12 protein-coding genes and 2 pseudogenes are annotated in these 16,259 nt (G+C 70.7%); 9 read left to right on the top strand and 5 right to left on the bottom strand.

The window, feature by feature from the left end; genetic code table 11:
* Nucleotides 1-16 precede the first annotated feature (16 nt).
* The 3 genes and pseudogenes from ACFZCP_RS30570 to ACFZCP_RS30560 all read right to left on the bottom strand — a co-directional run bounded on the left by ACFZCP_RS30570 (nt 17) and on the right by ACFZCP_RS30560 (nt 4,142).
* Complete coding sequence (locus tag ACFZCP_RS30570; protein WP_391433082.1) at nt 17-2,011, bottom strand: glycosyltransferase; 1,995 nt, start codon at nt 2,009-2,011, stop codon at nt 17-19.
* 302 nt (nt 2,012-2,313) lie between these two features.
* Nucleotides 2,314-3,003, bottom strand: a complete 690-nt coding sequence (locus ACFZCP_RS30565) for a glycerophosphodiester phosphodiesterase family protein (protein ID WP_391433079.1) — start codon at nt 3,001-3,003, stop codon at nt 2,314-2,316.
* Nucleotides 3,004-3,045: 42 nt separating this feature from the next.
* A pseudogene (locus tag ACFZCP_RS30560) lies at nt 3,046-4,142 on the bottom strand (adenosine deaminase).
* 164 nt (nt 4,143-4,306) lie between these two features.
* On the opposite strand from ACFZCP_RS30560, the gene ACFZCP_RS30555 reads away from it, so the two are divergent.
* Nucleotides 4,307-5,020, top strand: coding sequence for a DUF4190 domain-containing protein (locus ACFZCP_RS30555; protein ID WP_391433076.1), 714 nt, complete (start codon nt 4,307-4,309; stop codon nt 5,018-5,020).
* A 59-nt stretch (nt 5,021-5,079) separates the two neighbouring features.
* Here the strand turns inward: ACFZCP_RS30555 and ACFZCP_RS30550 are convergent, their stop codons facing one another.
* On the bottom strand, nt 5,080-5,637 hold the full coding sequence (locus ACFZCP_RS30550; protein WP_391433073.1) for an NADAR domain-containing protein: 558 nt from the start codon (nt 5,635-5,637) through the stop codon (nt 5,080-5,082).
* Between the two features lie 209 nt (nt 5,638-5,846).
* Here ACFZCP_RS30550 and ACFZCP_RS30545 point away from each other — a divergent pair, with 209 nt between their 5' ends.
* The 8 genes from ACFZCP_RS30545 (at nt 5,847) to ACFZCP_RS30510 (ending at nt 15,679) form a co-directional block, all read left to right on the top strand.
* On the top strand, nt 5,847-7,382 hold the full coding sequence (locus ACFZCP_RS30545) for an aminobutyraldehyde dehydrogenase (protein ID WP_391433070.1): 1,536 nt from the start codon (nt 5,847-5,849) through the stop codon (nt 7,380-7,382).
* A 54-nt stretch (nt 7,383-7,436) separates the two neighbouring features.
* Nucleotides 7,437-8,684, top strand: a complete 1,248-nt coding sequence (locus ACFZCP_RS30540; protein WP_362690881.1) for a spermidine/putrescine ABC transporter substrate-binding protein — start codon at nt 7,437-7,439, stop codon at nt 8,682-8,684.
* An 8-nt stretch (nt 8,685-8,692) separates the two neighbouring features.
* On the top strand, nt 8,693-9,850 hold the full coding sequence (locus tag ACFZCP_RS30535; protein WP_362690878.1) for an ABC transporter ATP-binding protein: 1,158 nt from the start codon (nt 8,693-8,695) through the stop codon (nt 9,848-9,850).
* A gap of 2 nt (nt 9,851-9,852) precedes the next feature.
* Nucleotides 9,853-10,782, top strand: a complete 930-nt coding sequence (locus ACFZCP_RS30530; RefSeq protein ID WP_391433066.1) for an ABC transporter permease subunit — start codon at nt 9,853-9,855, stop codon at nt 10,780-10,782.
* Nucleotides 10,782-11,582, top strand: coding sequence for an ABC transporter permease subunit (locus tag ACFZCP_RS30525; RefSeq protein WP_391433063.1), 801 nt, complete (start codon nt 10,782-10,784; stop codon nt 11,580-11,582). Before ACFZCP_RS30530 ends, ACFZCP_RS30525 begins: the two co-directional genes overlap by 1 nt.
* Before the next feature lie 22 nt (nt 11,583-11,604).
* Entirely contained in the window at nt 11,605-13,035 is a 1,431-nt protein-coding gene (locus tag ACFZCP_RS30520) for an FAD-dependent oxidoreductase (protein ID WP_391433060.1), read from the top strand.
* A gap of 272 nt (nt 13,036-13,307) precedes the next feature.
* On the top strand, nt 13,308-13,766 hold the full coding sequence (locus tag ACFZCP_RS30515; RefSeq protein ID WP_391433057.1) for a hypothetical protein: 459 nt from the start codon (nt 13,308-13,310) through the stop codon (nt 13,764-13,766).
* Between the two features lie 86 nt (nt 13,767-13,852).
* Nucleotides 13,853-15,679: a carbohydrate binding domain-containing protein gene (locus tag ACFZCP_RS30510; RefSeq protein WP_391433055.1), complete on the top strand. Its 1,827-nt coding sequence runs from the start codon at nt 13,853-13,855 to the stop codon at nt 15,677-15,679.
* A gap of 76 nt (nt 15,680-15,755) precedes the next feature.
* Here the strand turns inward: ACFZCP_RS30510 and ACFZCP_RS30505 are convergent.
* Nucleotides 15,756-16,007 (bottom strand): annotated as a pseudogene (locus ACFZCP_RS30505) (phosphatase PAP2 family protein); the annotation flags it as partial.
* Nucleotides 16,008-16,259: the final 252 nt, after the last annotated feature.

Genomic DNA, 16,259 nt, shown 5'->3' with positions numbered 1-16,259 from the left:
CCCGGGGGCGTGCCGCTCACCTCAGGCGCCGGGCGAGTGCCCTGACGAGTTCGGTCCTGGCGATGCGCAGGGCGGGGGTTCCCTCGTGGCGTGCGGGCTTCGCGTACCAGGGCAGCGCGCGGCGCCGCCACTTCGCGGGGGGAAGGGCCGCGGGGACGTGCGGCAGGGGCCACTGCCAGGGCCCGAGCCGGACGTGGCCGTTCCACAGGCCGGCCGGGAGGCCGGTGACCGGCACGCGCACCACGAAGCGGCCGTCTGCGCCCGGCGCGGGGCGGGCCGGGTAGCCGGCACTGTCGCCCCGGTCGCTGGTCAGGACGGCCCGCAGCTCGCCCTCGGGGTACTCGGTGAGCGTGCAGCGGCCGGTGAACTCCAGCTCGGTGGGGGCGTCGGCGGCCCAGCGGACGTCGTCGAGGCCGATGTGCGGCGCCACCCGGTGCTTGGCCTCGCCGAGGTCGAGGGTGAAGTTGCCGTGCGGTGTGGTGGTGTAGAGGGTGACGGCACGCAACGCGTCGCCCGTGGCGACGACCCGGGTACTGGCCTTCGCGAAGACGTCGGCGGACCGCTTGCTGCCGATCCGGACCTCCTTGGACAGCCCCTGGGCGCCGACGGCGAGGGAGATGTCCCACAGCCCGTCGCCGAGCGGCTTGCCGCCGGCGGCGGTGGCGATGTCGACGACGGCCTCGAACCCGGCTCGGTCGTAGGCGAACCGGCCCTCGTCCTCGCCCGCCCCCAGGCCGGGTGTCGCCGTGTGGGTGACGGGCAGGCGGTACTCGACGGCGCTGCCCCGCTCCCGCAGGACGAGATCGGTGGAGACGTCCCGGGTCTCCACACGGTGGAGGTAGGCATGGCCGGCCAGGTGCAGCACGGTGCCCTGCAGCTCCGCGCGGGTGAGGTGATGCCGGGTGCCGAGCTGGGCGGTGACGTCGTAGCAGGAGTCGGGGATACGGCGGTCCGGGTCACGGAGGTAGGGGTAGCGGGCGAGCGCGCGGCCCTGGTCGACGAGCAGGGGAGTGGCCGCCTTGGTCCGGCCCAGCTCCTTCTCGAACGCGACGACCTCCAGCAGCTCGTCCAGCATGCGACGGCGGACCAGGTGCAGCCGCAGCCGGGCCATCGCCGAGAGCCGGTCGTTCATCCCCTCGTGCCACAACGGCTCGATCGCGTCGGCCAGTTGGGCCAGCATCTTCTCCTGGACCTCCCGGGGCTCGTGGACGAGCTGGTCGGCGAGGAGCTGCTGGACCTCGACGGTCAGATGCCGGTGGGCCAGGTGGTCGCGGCCGGGGCCGGGCGGCACGGTGTCCAGGATCAGGTCGACCATGCGCGGCAGGAACCGCAGCCGCCGTTCGGAGCCGGTCAGCCGCCGGGTGATGTTGCCCTCGTCCTCGCGCAGCACCCAGTACAGGCAGTCGTAGTCGGCGACCACGGAGATGCCGGAGGCGTGCAGATAGGCCGCGCCGACGAACAACTGGTCCTCGCCGATGGCCAGATCCGTCGGGAACCGCAGCCGGTGGCGCTCCAGCAGCTCCCGCCGGAACAGCTTCATGGGGTTGAGCGTCCAGTACACGCGGGAGGAGAAGACGTCGGTGCGCGGCTGGTTGCGCTTGAACATCGACGCCGGAGCGCCGCGTCCGCCGACGCCCACCATCTTGCCCAGCACGATGTCGGTGCCGTTCTCCTCGGCCATGGCGACCATGCGCGCGAGGGCCTCGGGGCCGAGGTGGTCGTCGGCGTCCAGGAAGAAGACGAACGTACCCGTGGCGTGCGCGAGCCCGGCGTTGCGCGGCGCGGACGGGCCGCCGGAGTTGGCCTGGTGGAAGACGCGCAGCAGTCCCGGGTACAGGCCCTCCAGGCGCTCCAGCTCGGCCGTCGTGCCGTCGGTGGACCCGTCGTCGACGACGATGACCTCCAGCCGGTCACGGCCGATGGTCTGCTCGGCGACCGAGGCGACGCAGCGGGTCAGATAGGGCATCGCGTTGTAGGCAGCGATGATCACCGAGACGGTGGGGCCGGGCATGCGTGTGCGCTCCAAAGTAACCGGACAGCCCCACTTCACGGAGGGTTCCGGTATCTCCTATGGAGGCTCTCTGCGCGGGGGAACCTTGACTGAGTCTGTGAACCTACCACGTACTTTCGGTGCCCGAGCTGTGAGGGTGGGGCGAAGTGCCATTTCAAGGCTGATTCCGGTCAGGATCGGGCAGGGTCTGCCGACTGGCGAGGCCTGCCGGCCAGAGAGGCTGCCGACCGGAGAAGGCTGCCGATCAGAGAGGGCTCCGATCAGAGAGGGCTGCCGGGCGTGGTGCCCGGCGGCCGGCGGGGTCAGCCGGGCTGCGACCGCAGCATGTGCAGGGTGTCGATGCGGTTCGTGGTGATGGAGTCGACCCCCAGGTCGAGGAGGCGGCGCAGGGAGCGGCGGGTGTCCGGCGTCCAGACGGACAGCAGGTAGCCGTCGTGGTGGACGCGGGCGGCCAGGTCCCGGTCGACCAGGGAGAAGCGGTAGTTGAGCCAGCGGGGGCGCACCACCTCCAGCAGCGCGGGCCGGGGCGGCGCCAGGGTGGTCCAGGTCAGGGCGATCTCGGCGGACGGATCTTCGGCGCGGACGGCGAGCATGGCCTCGGCGTGCGCGCAGTAGTAGACGCGGTCCCGGGCCCCGGCCTGCCGTACGGCGTCCATGGTCCTGCGCACGGTCCGGCGGTCGACCCGGCCGCACAGGTCCACCATCACGCGGCTGCCGTCGGTCGCGGTCAGGGCCTCTTCCAGGGTCGGCACGCCGCCCCCGGTGAGCCCGCGCACCTCGTCGGCCGACAGCGAGTGCAGGGGACGGTCGTGTTCCCACAGCCGCTTCAGCGTCTCGTCGTGCAGAAGCACGGGGACGCCGTCGCGGGTGAGCCGTACGTCGAACTCCACCGCGTCCGCGCCCCGGTCGAGCGCGGAACGCAGGGAGTCGACGGTGTTCTCGCGGAAGCGGTAGGGGTCGCCGCGGTGGGCCACGGCGGTCACGGTCTGCATGGCCCCATTGTGACCGTGCCGCCCCGGGTCATGACGCAGGGATCAGGAGGCGAGCCACGTGGTGGTGTACGTGTCGATCTCCTGCGCGATGCGGGCCTTGTCCGCCGTGTCCATGAAGGACGCTTCGACGGCGTTCTGCGCGAGGCCGGCCACGCCCCGCTCGTCCAGGTCGAGGAGGCGGGCCGCCACCGCGTACTCGGTGTTGAGGTCGGTGCCGAACATCGGCGGGTCGTCGGAGTTGATGGTGACCAGCACGCCCGCCGCGGTGAACTCCTTGATCGGGTGCTCGTCGAGGGTGCGGACCGCACGGGTGGCGATGTTGGAGGTCGGGCAGACCTCCAGCGGGATGCGGTGCTCGGCGAGGTGGGCGAGCAGCGCGGGGTCCTGGACCGAGCTGGTGCCGTGTCCGATGCGCTCGGCGCGCAGCTCGGTCAGCGCGTCCCACACCGTCTGGGGGCCGGTCGTCTCCCCGGCGTGCGGGACGGAGTGCAGACCGGCGGCGATGGCCCGGTCGAAGTACGGCTTGAACTGCGGCCGGGGTACGCCGATCTCGGGACCGCCGAGCCCGAACGAGACCAGGCCCTCCGGGCGGATCCGGTCGTCGGTGGCGAGGCGGGCGGTCTCCTCCGCGGACTCCAGACCGGCCTCGCCGGGGATGTCGAAGCACCAGCGCAGGATGGTCCCGAACTCCGCCTCGGCCGCCTTGCGCGCGTCCTCGATCGCGGCCATGAAGCCCAGCTCGTCGATGCCGCGCCGGGTCGAGGAGAAGGGGGTGATGGTCAGCTCGGCGTACCGCACCTGCTGCCGGGCCAGGTCACGCGCCACCTCGTAGGTCAGCAGCCGCACGTCCTCCGGGGTGCGGATCAGGTCCACGACGGACAGGTACACGTCGATGAAGTGGGCGAAGTCCGTGAACGTGAAGTAGTCGACCAGCGCCTCGGGGTCGGAGGGGACCTTGGAGTCGGGGTGGCGGGCGGCCAGCTCCGAGACGATGCGCGGGGAGGCGGAGCCCACGTGGTGGACGTGCAGCTCGGCCTTGGGCAGTCCGGCGATGAAGCCGTGCAGATCGCGGTCGGTCAAGGGTTCCTCCCCTTAAGCGGCGCCCGCGGAATCGGATCCGTGGTACGGGCGCGGGTGATCGGCTGATCGGTGACGCGGGATCATCCTAGGCCGGGCGCGCTGCGCCGGTGGCGGCGCCGGGAACCGGTCGGACCGGCCCGCCGGCACCGCCCGCGGATACGGCCCGCAGGGCTGCACAGGCCCTGCTTTACCATGACCTGACGATCGACCGAGGGGATGGGACGTGACGGATCCGACGCAGCCGGGGGCGGGCGAGGGAGCGGGCTTCGACCCGTGGGCGCCGCCCGAGAGCAAGCTGTCGCTGGACAAGGGCGCGCAGCCGCCCGCGCCCGGGCAGCAGCCTCCTGTGCAGGACCAGCAGCCCCCGGTGACCCCGCCGGCCGTGCACGACCAGGCCACCATGACGTCGCTGCCCAGCAGCGGCTTCGGTGCGCCCGGCTTCGGCCCGCCCGGCGCTGCCCCCGGCCAGGGCTGGAGCGAATCCGCCGTGCCGCCCCCGCCCTCCGCCCCCGGCGCGGCGGGCCCGGCGGCCCCCGGTGGATACGGCTACCCCGCCTACCCGCAGGGGTACGGCTGGCCCGGGATGCCGATGGCCCCGCAGAACGGCATGGGCACCACGGCGCTGGTGCTCGGCATCCTGTCCTGCTGCCTGTTCTGCTTCTACGGTGTGCCCTCTCTCGTGCTCGGCGTCATAGCCGTGGTGCTCGGCGTCAAGGGCAAGAAGCGGGCCGAGCGGGGCGAGGCCACCAACCGCGGTCAGGCCCAGGCGGGCTTCGTCACGGGCATCATCGGGATCATCCTCAGCCTCGCGATCATCGCCTTCTTCATTGTCGTCATCGTCGTCGCCGTCAAGCACGACAAGAACGACGACACGGACCCCGGCACGTCCTACAACTCCGCCCCCGGCATCTCCGCACCCGTACTGACGCGGGGCTGACCCCGACCCGCGCGGCCCGTCCGCCCGCTTTCTGCGTGGTGCGGGCGGGCGGGCCGCCGTCACAGGGGCCGCAGCCGCTCCCGTGCCTCCATCAGCGCGAAGCCCAGCAGGTTCGGCCCCCGCCAGCGCTCGGGGTGCGCGGCCGCCTCGTCGCCCGCGGCGAGGCCGATGCCCCACACCAGGTCCACGGGGCTCGCCTCCACCAGGACCCGGTCACCGGTGCCCAGCAGGAACGCCCGCAGCGCGTCGTCCGACGCGAACTTGTGGACGCTGCCCTCGACGACGATCCGGAAGCGCTCGCGCTCCCATGCCGCCTCGTCGAAGTCCCGGACCAGCCGCCCCGCCTTCTTCGCCTCGGCGGGATGCTCCGCCGCCAGCACCCGGCGCTCGGCCTCCGCGTCCTCGAACAGACGCGCCTTGCCGGCCATCATCCAGTGCTCGGCCGTCGCGTACCGCACGCCGTCCACCACGAACGGTGACGGCCACCACTGGCTCAGGCAGCTCGCGCCGATCCGGCCGTCGGGCCGCGGCCGGTGCCCCCAGAAGTGCAGATACCTGACCCGGGACCCCGCCCCGACTTCCCTGATCAGGGCTTCCACCCCGTCGATCTTCCCCATGCACGCGAGTGTGGCACGCACCACTGACACTCCGTCCGCCCTTTTCCGTGCCGACTCGACACCTGGTCGACAGATTCCGTCGCGTAACCAAAAGGCAACAACGGAATCACTTGTTGGAGGCTTATTGCTCTGTCAGGATCGGCACTCAAATCGAGCTGGAGCTACGCCACCCACCCCCCGGGACGGGGCGAACGGCGGAGGAGAGCGACATGCACAACCCGGGCACCGCCACCCAGGAACGATTTCCCGCGCAGGAGCGATTCGCGGACGGCGCGCAGTTCATCGCGGGACGCCTGACCAAGGGCACCTCGGGCCGGACCCACGCCGTGGTCGACCCTGCCACCGGCGAGGAGGTGTACACCTACGAGCTGGCCGGCCCCGACGACGTCGACGCGGCCGTGGCCGCCGCGCGCGAGGCCTTCCCCGGCTGGGCCGGCGCCACCCCCGGCGAGCGTTCCGACGCCCTGCACCGGTTCGCCGCCGTGCTCGCCGAGCGCGCCGAGGACTTCGCCCGCGCCGAGTCGCTGCAGTGCGGCAAGCCGCTGAAGCTGACCCGCGAGTTCGACGTGCCGGGCACCATCGACAACACCGCCTTCTTCGCGGGCGCGGCCCGGCACCTGCAGGGTCAGTCCGCCGGGGAGTACTCGGGCGACCACACCTCGTACGTCCGCCGGGAGCCCATCGGGGTCGTCGGGTCGATCGCGCCCTGGAACTACCCCCTGCAGATGGCGGCCTGGAAGATCCTTCCGGCGATCGCCGCGGGCAACACCATCGTGCTCAAGCCCGCCGAGCTGACCCCGCTGACCTCACTGCTGTTCGCCCAGGCCGCCACGGACGCGGGCATCCCGGACGGTGTGATCAACATCGTCACCGGCACCGGCAGGGAGGCCGGCGAGCGTCTCGTCGGGCACCCCGACGTCGCCATGACCTCCTTCACGGGGTCCACCGCCGTCGGCAAGCGCGTCGCCGAGGTCGCCACCGCCACCGTCAAGCGCCTCCACCTGGAGCTGGGCGGCAAGGCTCCCTTCGTGGTCTTCGACGACGCCGACCTGGAGGCCGCCGTCAACGGCGCGGTCGCGGGCGCGCTGATCAACACCGGGCAGGACTGCACGGCCGCCACGCGCGCGTACGTGCAGCGGCCGCTGTACGAGGCCTTCGTGGAGCGGACGGCCGCCCTGATGGAGACGGTGCGGCTCGGGGACCCGTTCGCCCCGGGCACCGACCTCGGCCCGCTGATCTCGCACGTCCAGCGCGACCGCGTCGCCGGCTTCGTGGAGCGTGCGCGTGCCTACGCCCGCGTGGTGGCGGGCGGCGAGGCCCCGCAGGGAGATCTCGCGGACGGCGCCTACTACCGGCCCACCCTCGTCGCCGACGCCGCCCAGGACAGCGAGATCGTCCAGTCCGAGATCTTCGGCCCGGTACTGGTCGTACTGCCGTTCGATAGTGAGGACGAGGGGATCCGGCTGGCCAACGACACCCCCTACGGCCTGGCCGCCTCGGCGTGGAGCAGCAACGTCTACCGCGCGAACCGCGCCACCCGTGAGATCAAGGCGGGCTGCGTCTGGATCAACGACCACATCCCGATCATCAGTGAGATGCCGCACGGCGGCTACAAGGCCTCCGGCTTCGGCAAGGACATGTCGGCGTACTCATTCGAGGAGTACACGCAGGTCAAGCACGTAATGTTCGACAACACCGCGGTGGCCAGGAAGGACTGGCACCGCACCGTCTTCGGGGACCGCTAGAAACAACGACCCGGCCACCGACCAGGCCGATCCTCCCGAAAGGGCACCACGAGCATGGAGCAGTACGAGCCCGACCGTCTCACGCCGGTCGAAACGGCCGCCATGCGGCGCAGCCTGCGAAGCGGCCGGGCCGCCATGACCCGCCGGTCGCTGCTGCGCGCCTCCGCGGGCGGCGCGCTCACGGTCGGCGGTCTCGGGGCGCTGAGCGCCTGCGGGATCCCCGCTGCGACCAAGGCGCAGGGCGGCGTGTCCGCCGACGACCACTCGGCCACGGAGAAGACCGTCAACTTCTCCAACTGGCCCGAGTACATCGACGTGGACGACAAGGGCAAGACCCACCCCACGCTCGACGCGTTCGCCAAACGGACCGGCATCCGGGTCAAGTACACCGAGGACATCAACGACAACGACGAGTTCTTCGGCAAGATCCAGCCGGAACTCGCCGCCGGCCAGGACACCGGCCGCGACCTCATCGTGCTCACCGACTGGCTGGCCGCCCGGATGATCCGGCTGGGGTACGTCCAGAAACTGGACGCGTCCAACCTGCCGCACGCCTTCGCCAACCTGTCGGACCAGTTCCGTGACCCCGACTGGGACCCGGGCCGCGCCTACTCGTACCCCTGGCAGGGCATCTCGACCGTCATCGCGTACAACAAGAAGGCGCTCGACGGCATCGAGGTGAAGTCGGTCTCGGACCTGCTGGACAACCCCAGGCTCAAGGGCCGCGTCGGCTTCCTGACCGAGATGCGCGACAGCGTCGGCATGACCATGCTCGACATGGGCAAGGACCCGGCCAGGTTCACCGACGACGACTTCGACGCGGTGATCGCCCGCCTCCAGAAGGCCGTCGACAAGGGCCAGATCCGCCGCTTCACCGGCAACGACTACACGTCCGACCTCGCCAAGGGCGACTTCGCGGCGTGCGTCGCCTGGGGCGGCGACATCGTCCAGCTCCAGGCGGACAGCCCGGACGTCGGGTACGTCATCCCGGACAGCGGCTACATGACGTCGACCGACAACATGCTGATCCCCAACAAGGCGCGTCACAAGACGAACGCCGAGCGGCTCATCGACTTCTACTACGAGCCCCAGCCGGCCGCCGAGCTGGCCGCCTACATCAACTACGTGAGCCCGGTCGCAGGAGTGCAGCCGTATCTCGCCAAGCTAGACAAGTCGGCGGCGAGCAACCCGCTGATCATTCCCGACAAGGCCATGCAGGCCAGGTCCCACGCCTTCCGCGCCCTGACGCAGAAGGAAGAGACGGCCTACCAGCAGAAGTTCTCGAAGCTCACAGGGGCGTGACGACGACGATGACGACGAAAGACACCAGCGGCGACGTCCGCCTCACCGGGATCGGCAAGACCTACGACAACGGCTTCACCGCCGTGCAGCCGCTGGACCTGACCGTGCCGCAGGGCTCCTTCTTCGCCCTGCTCGGCGCCTCCGGCTGCGGCAAGACGACCACCCTGCGCATGATCGCCGGTCTGGAGGAACCCACCTCCGGAACCGTGCACCTCGGCGACCAGGACGTCACCCACCTGCCCCCGTACAAGCGGCCGGTCAACACGGTCTTCCAGTCCTACGCCCTCTTCCCGCACCTCGACATCTTCGAGAACGTCGCCTTCGGTCTGCGCCGGCGCGGCATCAAGAGCGTGAAGAAGCAGGTCGACGACATGCTGGAGCTGGTCCAGCTCGGCGAGCAGGCGCGCAAGAAGCCGCACCAGCTCTCCGGCGGCCAGCAGCAGCGCGTCGCGGTGGCCCGCGCGCTGATCAACCACCCCAAGGTGCTGCTGCTCGACGAGCCGCTCGGCGCCCTCGACCTCAAGCTGCGCCGCCAGATGCAGCTGGAGCTCAAGCGCATCCAGACCGAGGTCGGCATCACCTTCGTCCACGTCACGCACGACCAGGAGGAGGCCATGACCATGGCCGACACGGTCGCCGTGATGAACGCGGGCCGCGTCGAGCAACTGGGCGCTCCCACCGACCTGTACGAGAACCCGCGGACCACCTTCGTCGCGAACTTCCTCGGCACCTCCAACCTCATCGAGGCCGAGGTCGACTCCAGGAGCGGCGACGACATCGTCCTCAAGGCGGGCGGCGGCAAGCTGGTGCTGCCCGGGGCGCGCTGTTCCGCGCCGGCGAAGGCCGGCGGCAAGGTGCTGGTCGGCATCCGCCCCGAGAAGATCTCCCTCACCCACGCCGACGACGCCGGCTCCATCCCCGAGGGCCGCAACCGCCTCACCGGCAGGATCGCCGACGCGAGCTTCATCGGCGTCTCCACGCAGTACGTCATCGACAGCCCCGTCTGCGACGAGCTGTCGGTGTACGTCCAGAACGTGGAACGCGACGGCCGGCTCGTCCCCGGCGCCGAGGTCGTCCTGCACTGGAGCCCGGCCCACACCTTCGGCCTCGACGCGTCCCAGGACATCGACGCCGGCGTGGAGACCGTCGAGGAAGAGGCCGCATAGACATGTCGACGCTCACCGAGGCGCCGCCGCCTCTCGCCCCCGCGAACACCGCGAAGAAGCCACCGCGCAAGCGAGGCCGCTTCACGCCCTACTGGCTGCTGCTGCCCGGCATCCTGTGGCTGGTCGTGTTCTTCGCGCTGCCGATGATCTACCAGGCCTCCACGTCCGTGCAGACGGGTTCCCTGGAGCAGGGCTACAAGGTCACCTGGCACTTCGCGACGTACTGGGACGCACTGTCCGAGTACTGGCCGCAGTTCCTGCGCTCGGTCTTCTACGCGGCCGCCGCGACCCTGCTGTGCCTGGTGCTCGGCTACCCGCTCGCCTACCTGATCGCCTTCCGCGCGGGCCGCTGGAAGAACCTGATCATGATCCTGGTGATCGCGCCGTTCTTCACCAGCTTCCTGATCCGCACCCTGGCCTGGAAGACGATCCTCGCCGACAACGGCCCGGTCGTGCACACCCTGAACTCGCTGCACATCCTGGACCTCACGAACTTCCTCGGCTGGACGGCCGGCGACCGCGTCCTGGCCACCCCGCTCGCGGTGGTGTGCGGACTGACGTACAACTTCCTGCCGTTCATGATCCTTCCGCTCTACACCTCGCTGGAGCGGATCGACGGGCGGCTGCACGAGGCGGCCGGCGACCTGTACGCCAAGCCGTGGACCACCTTCCGCAAGGTCACCTTCCCGCTGTCGATGCCGGGCGTGGTCTCCGGCACGCTGCTGACCTTCATCCCGGCGGCCGGTGACTACGTCAACGCCGAACTCCTCGGCTCGACCGACACCCGCATGATCGGCAACGTCATCCAGACGCAGTTCCTGCGCATCCTGGACTACCCGACGGCCGCCGCCCTCTCGTTCATCCTCATGGCCGCGATCCTGGCCATGGTCACGATCTACATCCGCCGGGCCGGGACGGAGGATCTGGTCTGATGCCCATCGTCACCTGGCTCAAGCGCCATCTCATAGTGATCGCGGGTCTCCTGACACTCGCCTACCTCCTGCTGCCCAACGTCGTCGTGACGGTGTTCTCCTTCAACAAGCCGAAGGGGCGCTTCAACTACCAGTGGCAGCAGTTCTCCACGGACGCCTGGAAGGACCCGTGCGGCGTCGCCGACATGTGCGGCTCGCTGTCCATCAGCCTCCAGATCGCCCTGTGGGCGACGATCGGGGCCACCGTCCTCGGCACGATGATCGCCTTCGCGCTGGTCCGCTACCGCTTCCGCGCCCGCGGCGCCATCAACTCGCTGATCTTCCTGCCGATGGCGATGCCCGAGGTCGTCATGGCCGCCTCGCTGCTCACCCTGTTCCTCAACATGGGCGCCCAGCTCGGCTTCATGACGATCCTGATCGCGCACATCATGTTCTGCCTCAGCTTCGTCGTCACCGCCGTCAAGGCGCGTGTGATGTCGATGGACCCGCGCCTGGAGGAGGCCGCCCGGGACCTGTACGCCGGCCCGGTGCAGACCTTCGTGCGGGTCACCCTGCCGATCGCGGCACCCGGAATCGCCGCGGGCGCGCTGCTGTCCTTCGCGCTCTCCTTCGACGATTTCATCATCACCAATTTCAATGCCGGCTCGACCGTCACCTTCCCCATGTTCGTGTGGGGTTCGGCGCAGCGCGGAACGCCCGTTCAGATCAACGTCATCGGTACGGCCATGTTCCTGGTCGCCGTGCTGTTCGTCCTCGTCTCGATGCTGATCACCAACCGCCGCAACAATCAAAAGGCGTAGAGCTCTGTAGGGAGTTGAAATCATGGCCCCAAGCGCCATGAGTCGTGGTAAAGACAACTGGATCGCCTCTCTTTCCGAAGCCCAGCCGGTCCCGTACTGGCTGGAAGACCCCGGCAAGCCCCCCGCCGAGCCCGCTCTCACCGGTGCACAGACCTGCGACCTGCTGGTCGTCGGCGGCGGCTACAGCGGACTGTGGACCGCGCTCAACGCCAAGGAGCGCGACCCGCAGCGCGATGTGGTGCTGCTGGAAGGCCGCGAGGTGGGCTGGGCCGCCTCCGGCCGCAACGGCGGCTTCTGCGCCGCATCCCTCACCCACGGCCTGCCCAACGGCCTCGCCCGCTGGCCGGACGAGATCCACCAGCTCCAGAAGATGGGCGCGCACAACCTCGACGAGATCGAGGCGGCGATCGCCCGGCACGGCATCGACTGCGAGTTCGAGCGCACCGGCGAGATCGACGTCGCCACCGAGACCTACCAGGCCTGGGAGCTGCGCGACTGGCACCGGCAGCTGGAGGAGAAGGGCCTCGCGGACGGCATCGAGTTCCTGGACGCCGACGCCGTGCGCGAGCAGGTCGCCTCGCCCACCTTCGAGGCGGGCCTGTGGGACCGCCGGGGCGTGGCCATGCTGCACCCGGCCAAGCTGGCCTGGGGCCTGAAGCAGGCGTGCATCGGGCTCGGCGTACGCGTCTACGAGCACACGCCCGCCCTCGGCCTGAAGCCGTACGGCGCGGGCATGGCCGTCCGCACCCCGTACGGCTCCGTCCGCGCCCGCAAGGTCGCGCTCGGCACGAACATCTTCCCGAGCCTCCTGCGGCGCGTGCGCTCCTACACCGTCCCGGTCTACGACTACGCGCTGATGACCGAGCCGCTCAGCGCCGACCAGCTGGCCTCGATCGGCTGGAAGAACCGCCAGGGCCTCGGCGACTCGGCCAACCAGTTCCACTACTTCCGGCTGTCCGCCGACAACCGGATCCTGTGGGGCGGCTACGACGCGATCCACCACTACGGCGGCCGGGTGCGCGCCGAGTACGACGACCGTCCGGAGACCTACGCCAAGCTCGCCGGGCACTTCTTCACCTGCTTCCCGCAGCTGGAGGGCGTCCGCTTCACGCACGCCTGGGGCGGTGCGATCGACACCTGCTCGCGCTTCTCGGCGTTCTTCGGCACGGCCCACCGGGGGAACGTGGCGTACGCGGCGGGCTACACGGGCCTCGGCGTCGGCGCCACGCGCTTCGGTGCCGACGTGATGCTGGACCTGCTGGACGGCGAGGACACCGAGCGCACGCGCCTGGAGATGGTCCGCAGGAAGCCGCTGCCGTTCCCGCCGGAGCCGTTCGCCTGGACCGGTATCGCGCTCACCAAGTGGTCGCTGGCCCGTGCCGACGAGCACGGCGGCCGCCGCAATCTGTGGCTGCGGGCGATGGACCGGCTGGGGCTGGGCTTCGACAGCTGAGCCCGCCGAGCGGCTCTTTTTCTGCGCACAGGCCCAGGTCACAGACCTGGGCCTGTGCCTTTCTCGCCGTTTCCCCGCGACGACCGCACCACTGCGCGGACCACCGGGTCCGGGACGAGGACCACCGAAACAGGGGCTTGCCCGGGAAGGGCGGTCCGAGTGGGTGTGACCCGGCTCACCCGAAAGAAGACCGGCAACCTGCGTAATGCCCGCCGCAAGGCCTCCCTCTCCCTCGGGACGTGACCGCGTCCACGAGAGAGGGAGGTCTTCTCATGACTGGGGCGAAGACAGCGGCCGAATGGCTGGCATCCGTCGCGCCGGATCCCGAGTCCTGCCGGTGGGAGTGGGAGCGCCACCCCATGGGGGTCGCGCTGCTGCCCGCAGGCAAGGCCTGGGACGTACTGATCCTGCCGGGCGGCCTCGGCCTTCCCACGCTCGACGTGCTCACCCGCGTCCTCGACCGGCCCGGCCCGGTGCTGGCCGACTTCGGGGACAACCGGGTCGGCTTCTTCGTGCCGCCGGGTACCGCGGCCCGCTGGCTGGGCACCGGCATCCGCACCGCCGGACCGGGCACCTGGATCGTCGTGCCGCACCCGGGCCGGGCGACGCGCGGCGTGCGCTGGCTGGTACCGCCGGACGGCTCGGGGACGCTGACCGACCCGGCATTGCTGGAGCTGGCGATGCACGAGGCGGCGGCGGGGCCGGCGAGGGGCGGGGGCGGGGACGAGTAGCACCCGGGCACCTTGACAGGAGGATTGGTCTGGACCAAGTTGAGTGCACTCCGCCCCCTCCAACTCCCCCTTCGCCGGAGGCCCTTGTGGAACGCGCTCGCAGCAAGCACGGCGCAAGACGTCCCGGATCCGCCCTCGCCCTGCTGACGGCCGCACTGCTGGCCGTACCCGGCATCACCGCGCTCTCGTCGGCCGCCCGTGCGGCCGACGCGGACCTCGTCCGCAACGGCGGCTTCGAATCCGGCCTCGACGGCTGGACCTGCACGGCCGGTACGGCAGTCGACTCGCCGGTGCACAGCGGGACTTCCGCGCTGCAGGCCACACCGGCCGGCAGCGACGACGCCCCGTGCACGCAGACGGTGACCGTCCAGCCGAACGCGCAGTACACGCTGTCCGGATACGTACGGGGCTCCTACGTCTACCTCGGTGCGAACGGCACCGGCACCACCGACGTCTCCACCTGGACCCAGTCCGCCCCCGACTGGCAGAAACTGACCACCACGTTCACCACCGGTTCCACCACGACCAAGGTGACCCTCTACACCCACGGCTGGTACGGCACCGGCGTCTACCAGGCCGACGACATCTCCCTGATCGGCCCGGGCGCGTCCGCCGGACAGCCGCCCGCCGCGCCCGGCGGCCTCACGGCAGGCGCCGTCACCTCCTCCTCCGTCACCCTGTCCTGGCCGGCCGTGACCGGCGCCACCGGCTACTCCGTCTACCGCGACGGGGTCAAGGTCCGGACGGCGAGCGGCACTTCGGCCACCGTCGGCGGTCTTTCGCCCTCGACGGCGTACAGTTTCCAGGTCACCGCGAGCAATGACGCCGGGGAGTCCGCCCGATCGGCCGCGGTGACCGCGACGACCACGGCCGACACCGGCGGCGGCTCGCCCGGCCTGCCCGCCCACGCCCTGGTCGGCTACCTCCACACCACCTTCGCCAACGGCTCCGGCTACACCCGCCTCGCCGACGTGCCCGACAGCTGGGACGTCATCGACCTCGCCTTCGGGGAGCCCACCTCGGCCACCTCCGGTGACATCCGCTTCAACCGCTGCCCCGATGGGGGAGAGTGCCCGAACGCCGAGCGCGACGCCGACTTCAAGGCGGCGATCAAGGCCAAACAGGCGGCCGGCAAGAAGGTGCTGATCTCGATCGGAGGCCAGAACGGCCAGGTCCAGCTGACCACGGCCGCCGCCCGCGACACCTTCGTCTCCTCCGTCGCGAAGATCATCGACGACTACGGGCTCGACGGACTCGACGTCGACTTCGAGGGCCACTCGCTGTCCCTGGACACGAACGACACGGACTTCAAGAACCCCACCACGCCCGTGATCGTCAACCTCATCTCGGCGCTGAAGACCCTCAAGGCCCGGTACGGCGCCGAGTTCGTGCTGACGATGGCTCCCGAGACCTTCTTCGTGCAGAACGGCTACCAGTTCTACGGCACCGGCAAATGGGGCGGCCAGGACCCGCGCTGCGGCGCCTACCTCCCGGTCATCCACGCCCTGCGCGACGACCTCACCCTGCTGCACGTCCAGGACTACAACTCGGGCCCGGTCATGGGGCTGGACAACCAGTACCACTCCATGGGCGGCGCCGACTTCCACATCGCCATGACCGACATGCTGCTCACCGGCTTCCCGGTCGCGGGCGACGCGAACAACGTCTTCCCGCCGCTGCGCCCCGACCAGGTCGCCATCGGCATGCCGGCGTCGACGAACGCGGGCAACGGCTACGTGCCTCCGGCCGAGGTCACCAAGACCCTGGACTGCCTGACGAAGAGGACGAACTGCGGGTCGTACGCGACGCACGGGACGTGGCCGGCCCTGAGAGGTCTGATGACGTGGTCGGTGAACTGGGACCGCTACGCGAACTGGGAGTTCCAGAAGAACTTCGACGCGTACTTCGGCTGACGCCCCGGCCGATCACGAGGGACAGGGTGGTCAGCAGCACGGTGCACAGGCACCAGCTGGCCACCACGTCCAGCGGCCAGTGCCAGCCCCGGCGCACCAGGCCGTAGGAGACGGCGAGCACGAGGGCCGCGCAGCCACCGGTCAGGGCCCGGCGGGCGGCGGGCGTGCGGAGCCGGGGCAGGAGGAGCAGGGTCGCGGAACCGTAGGCGATCGCCGCCGTCGCCGTATGGCCGGAAGGGAAGTAGCCGACGGCCGGGGGCACCACGGGGGTTCCCGGCCGGGCGGTCCAGTCCTTCAGCGGCACGACGATCGCCGGGACCAGCGCCATCAGGACGGCCGCCGCGGCCGGCGGCAGCCACCACCGGGCCGTACCGGCGGCGCGGCCCCGCCAGGCGCACCAGGCCAGGGCGAGGACGAGCACCGGCACGGCGACCTGGATGTCGCCGAGGTCGGCGAGCAGCTCGGAGAACCGGTCCGGGTGGACGAGCGCCCGGCTCAGCCGCGCGTCCGGGCCGAGCAGCGGGCCGTGGACGGCGACCTGCCAGGTGATCAGGGCGAAGGTGAGGGCCGGGACACCGAG

This window comes from Streptomyces sp. NPDC007971, assembly GCF_042958635.1.
Classification (GTDB): domain Bacteria; phylum Actinomycetota; class Actinomycetes; order Streptomycetales; family Streptomycetaceae; genus Streptomyces.
The sequence above is the reverse complement of the archived record's forward strand: the minus strand, read 5'-3'. Positions and strand labels throughout refer to the sequence as shown.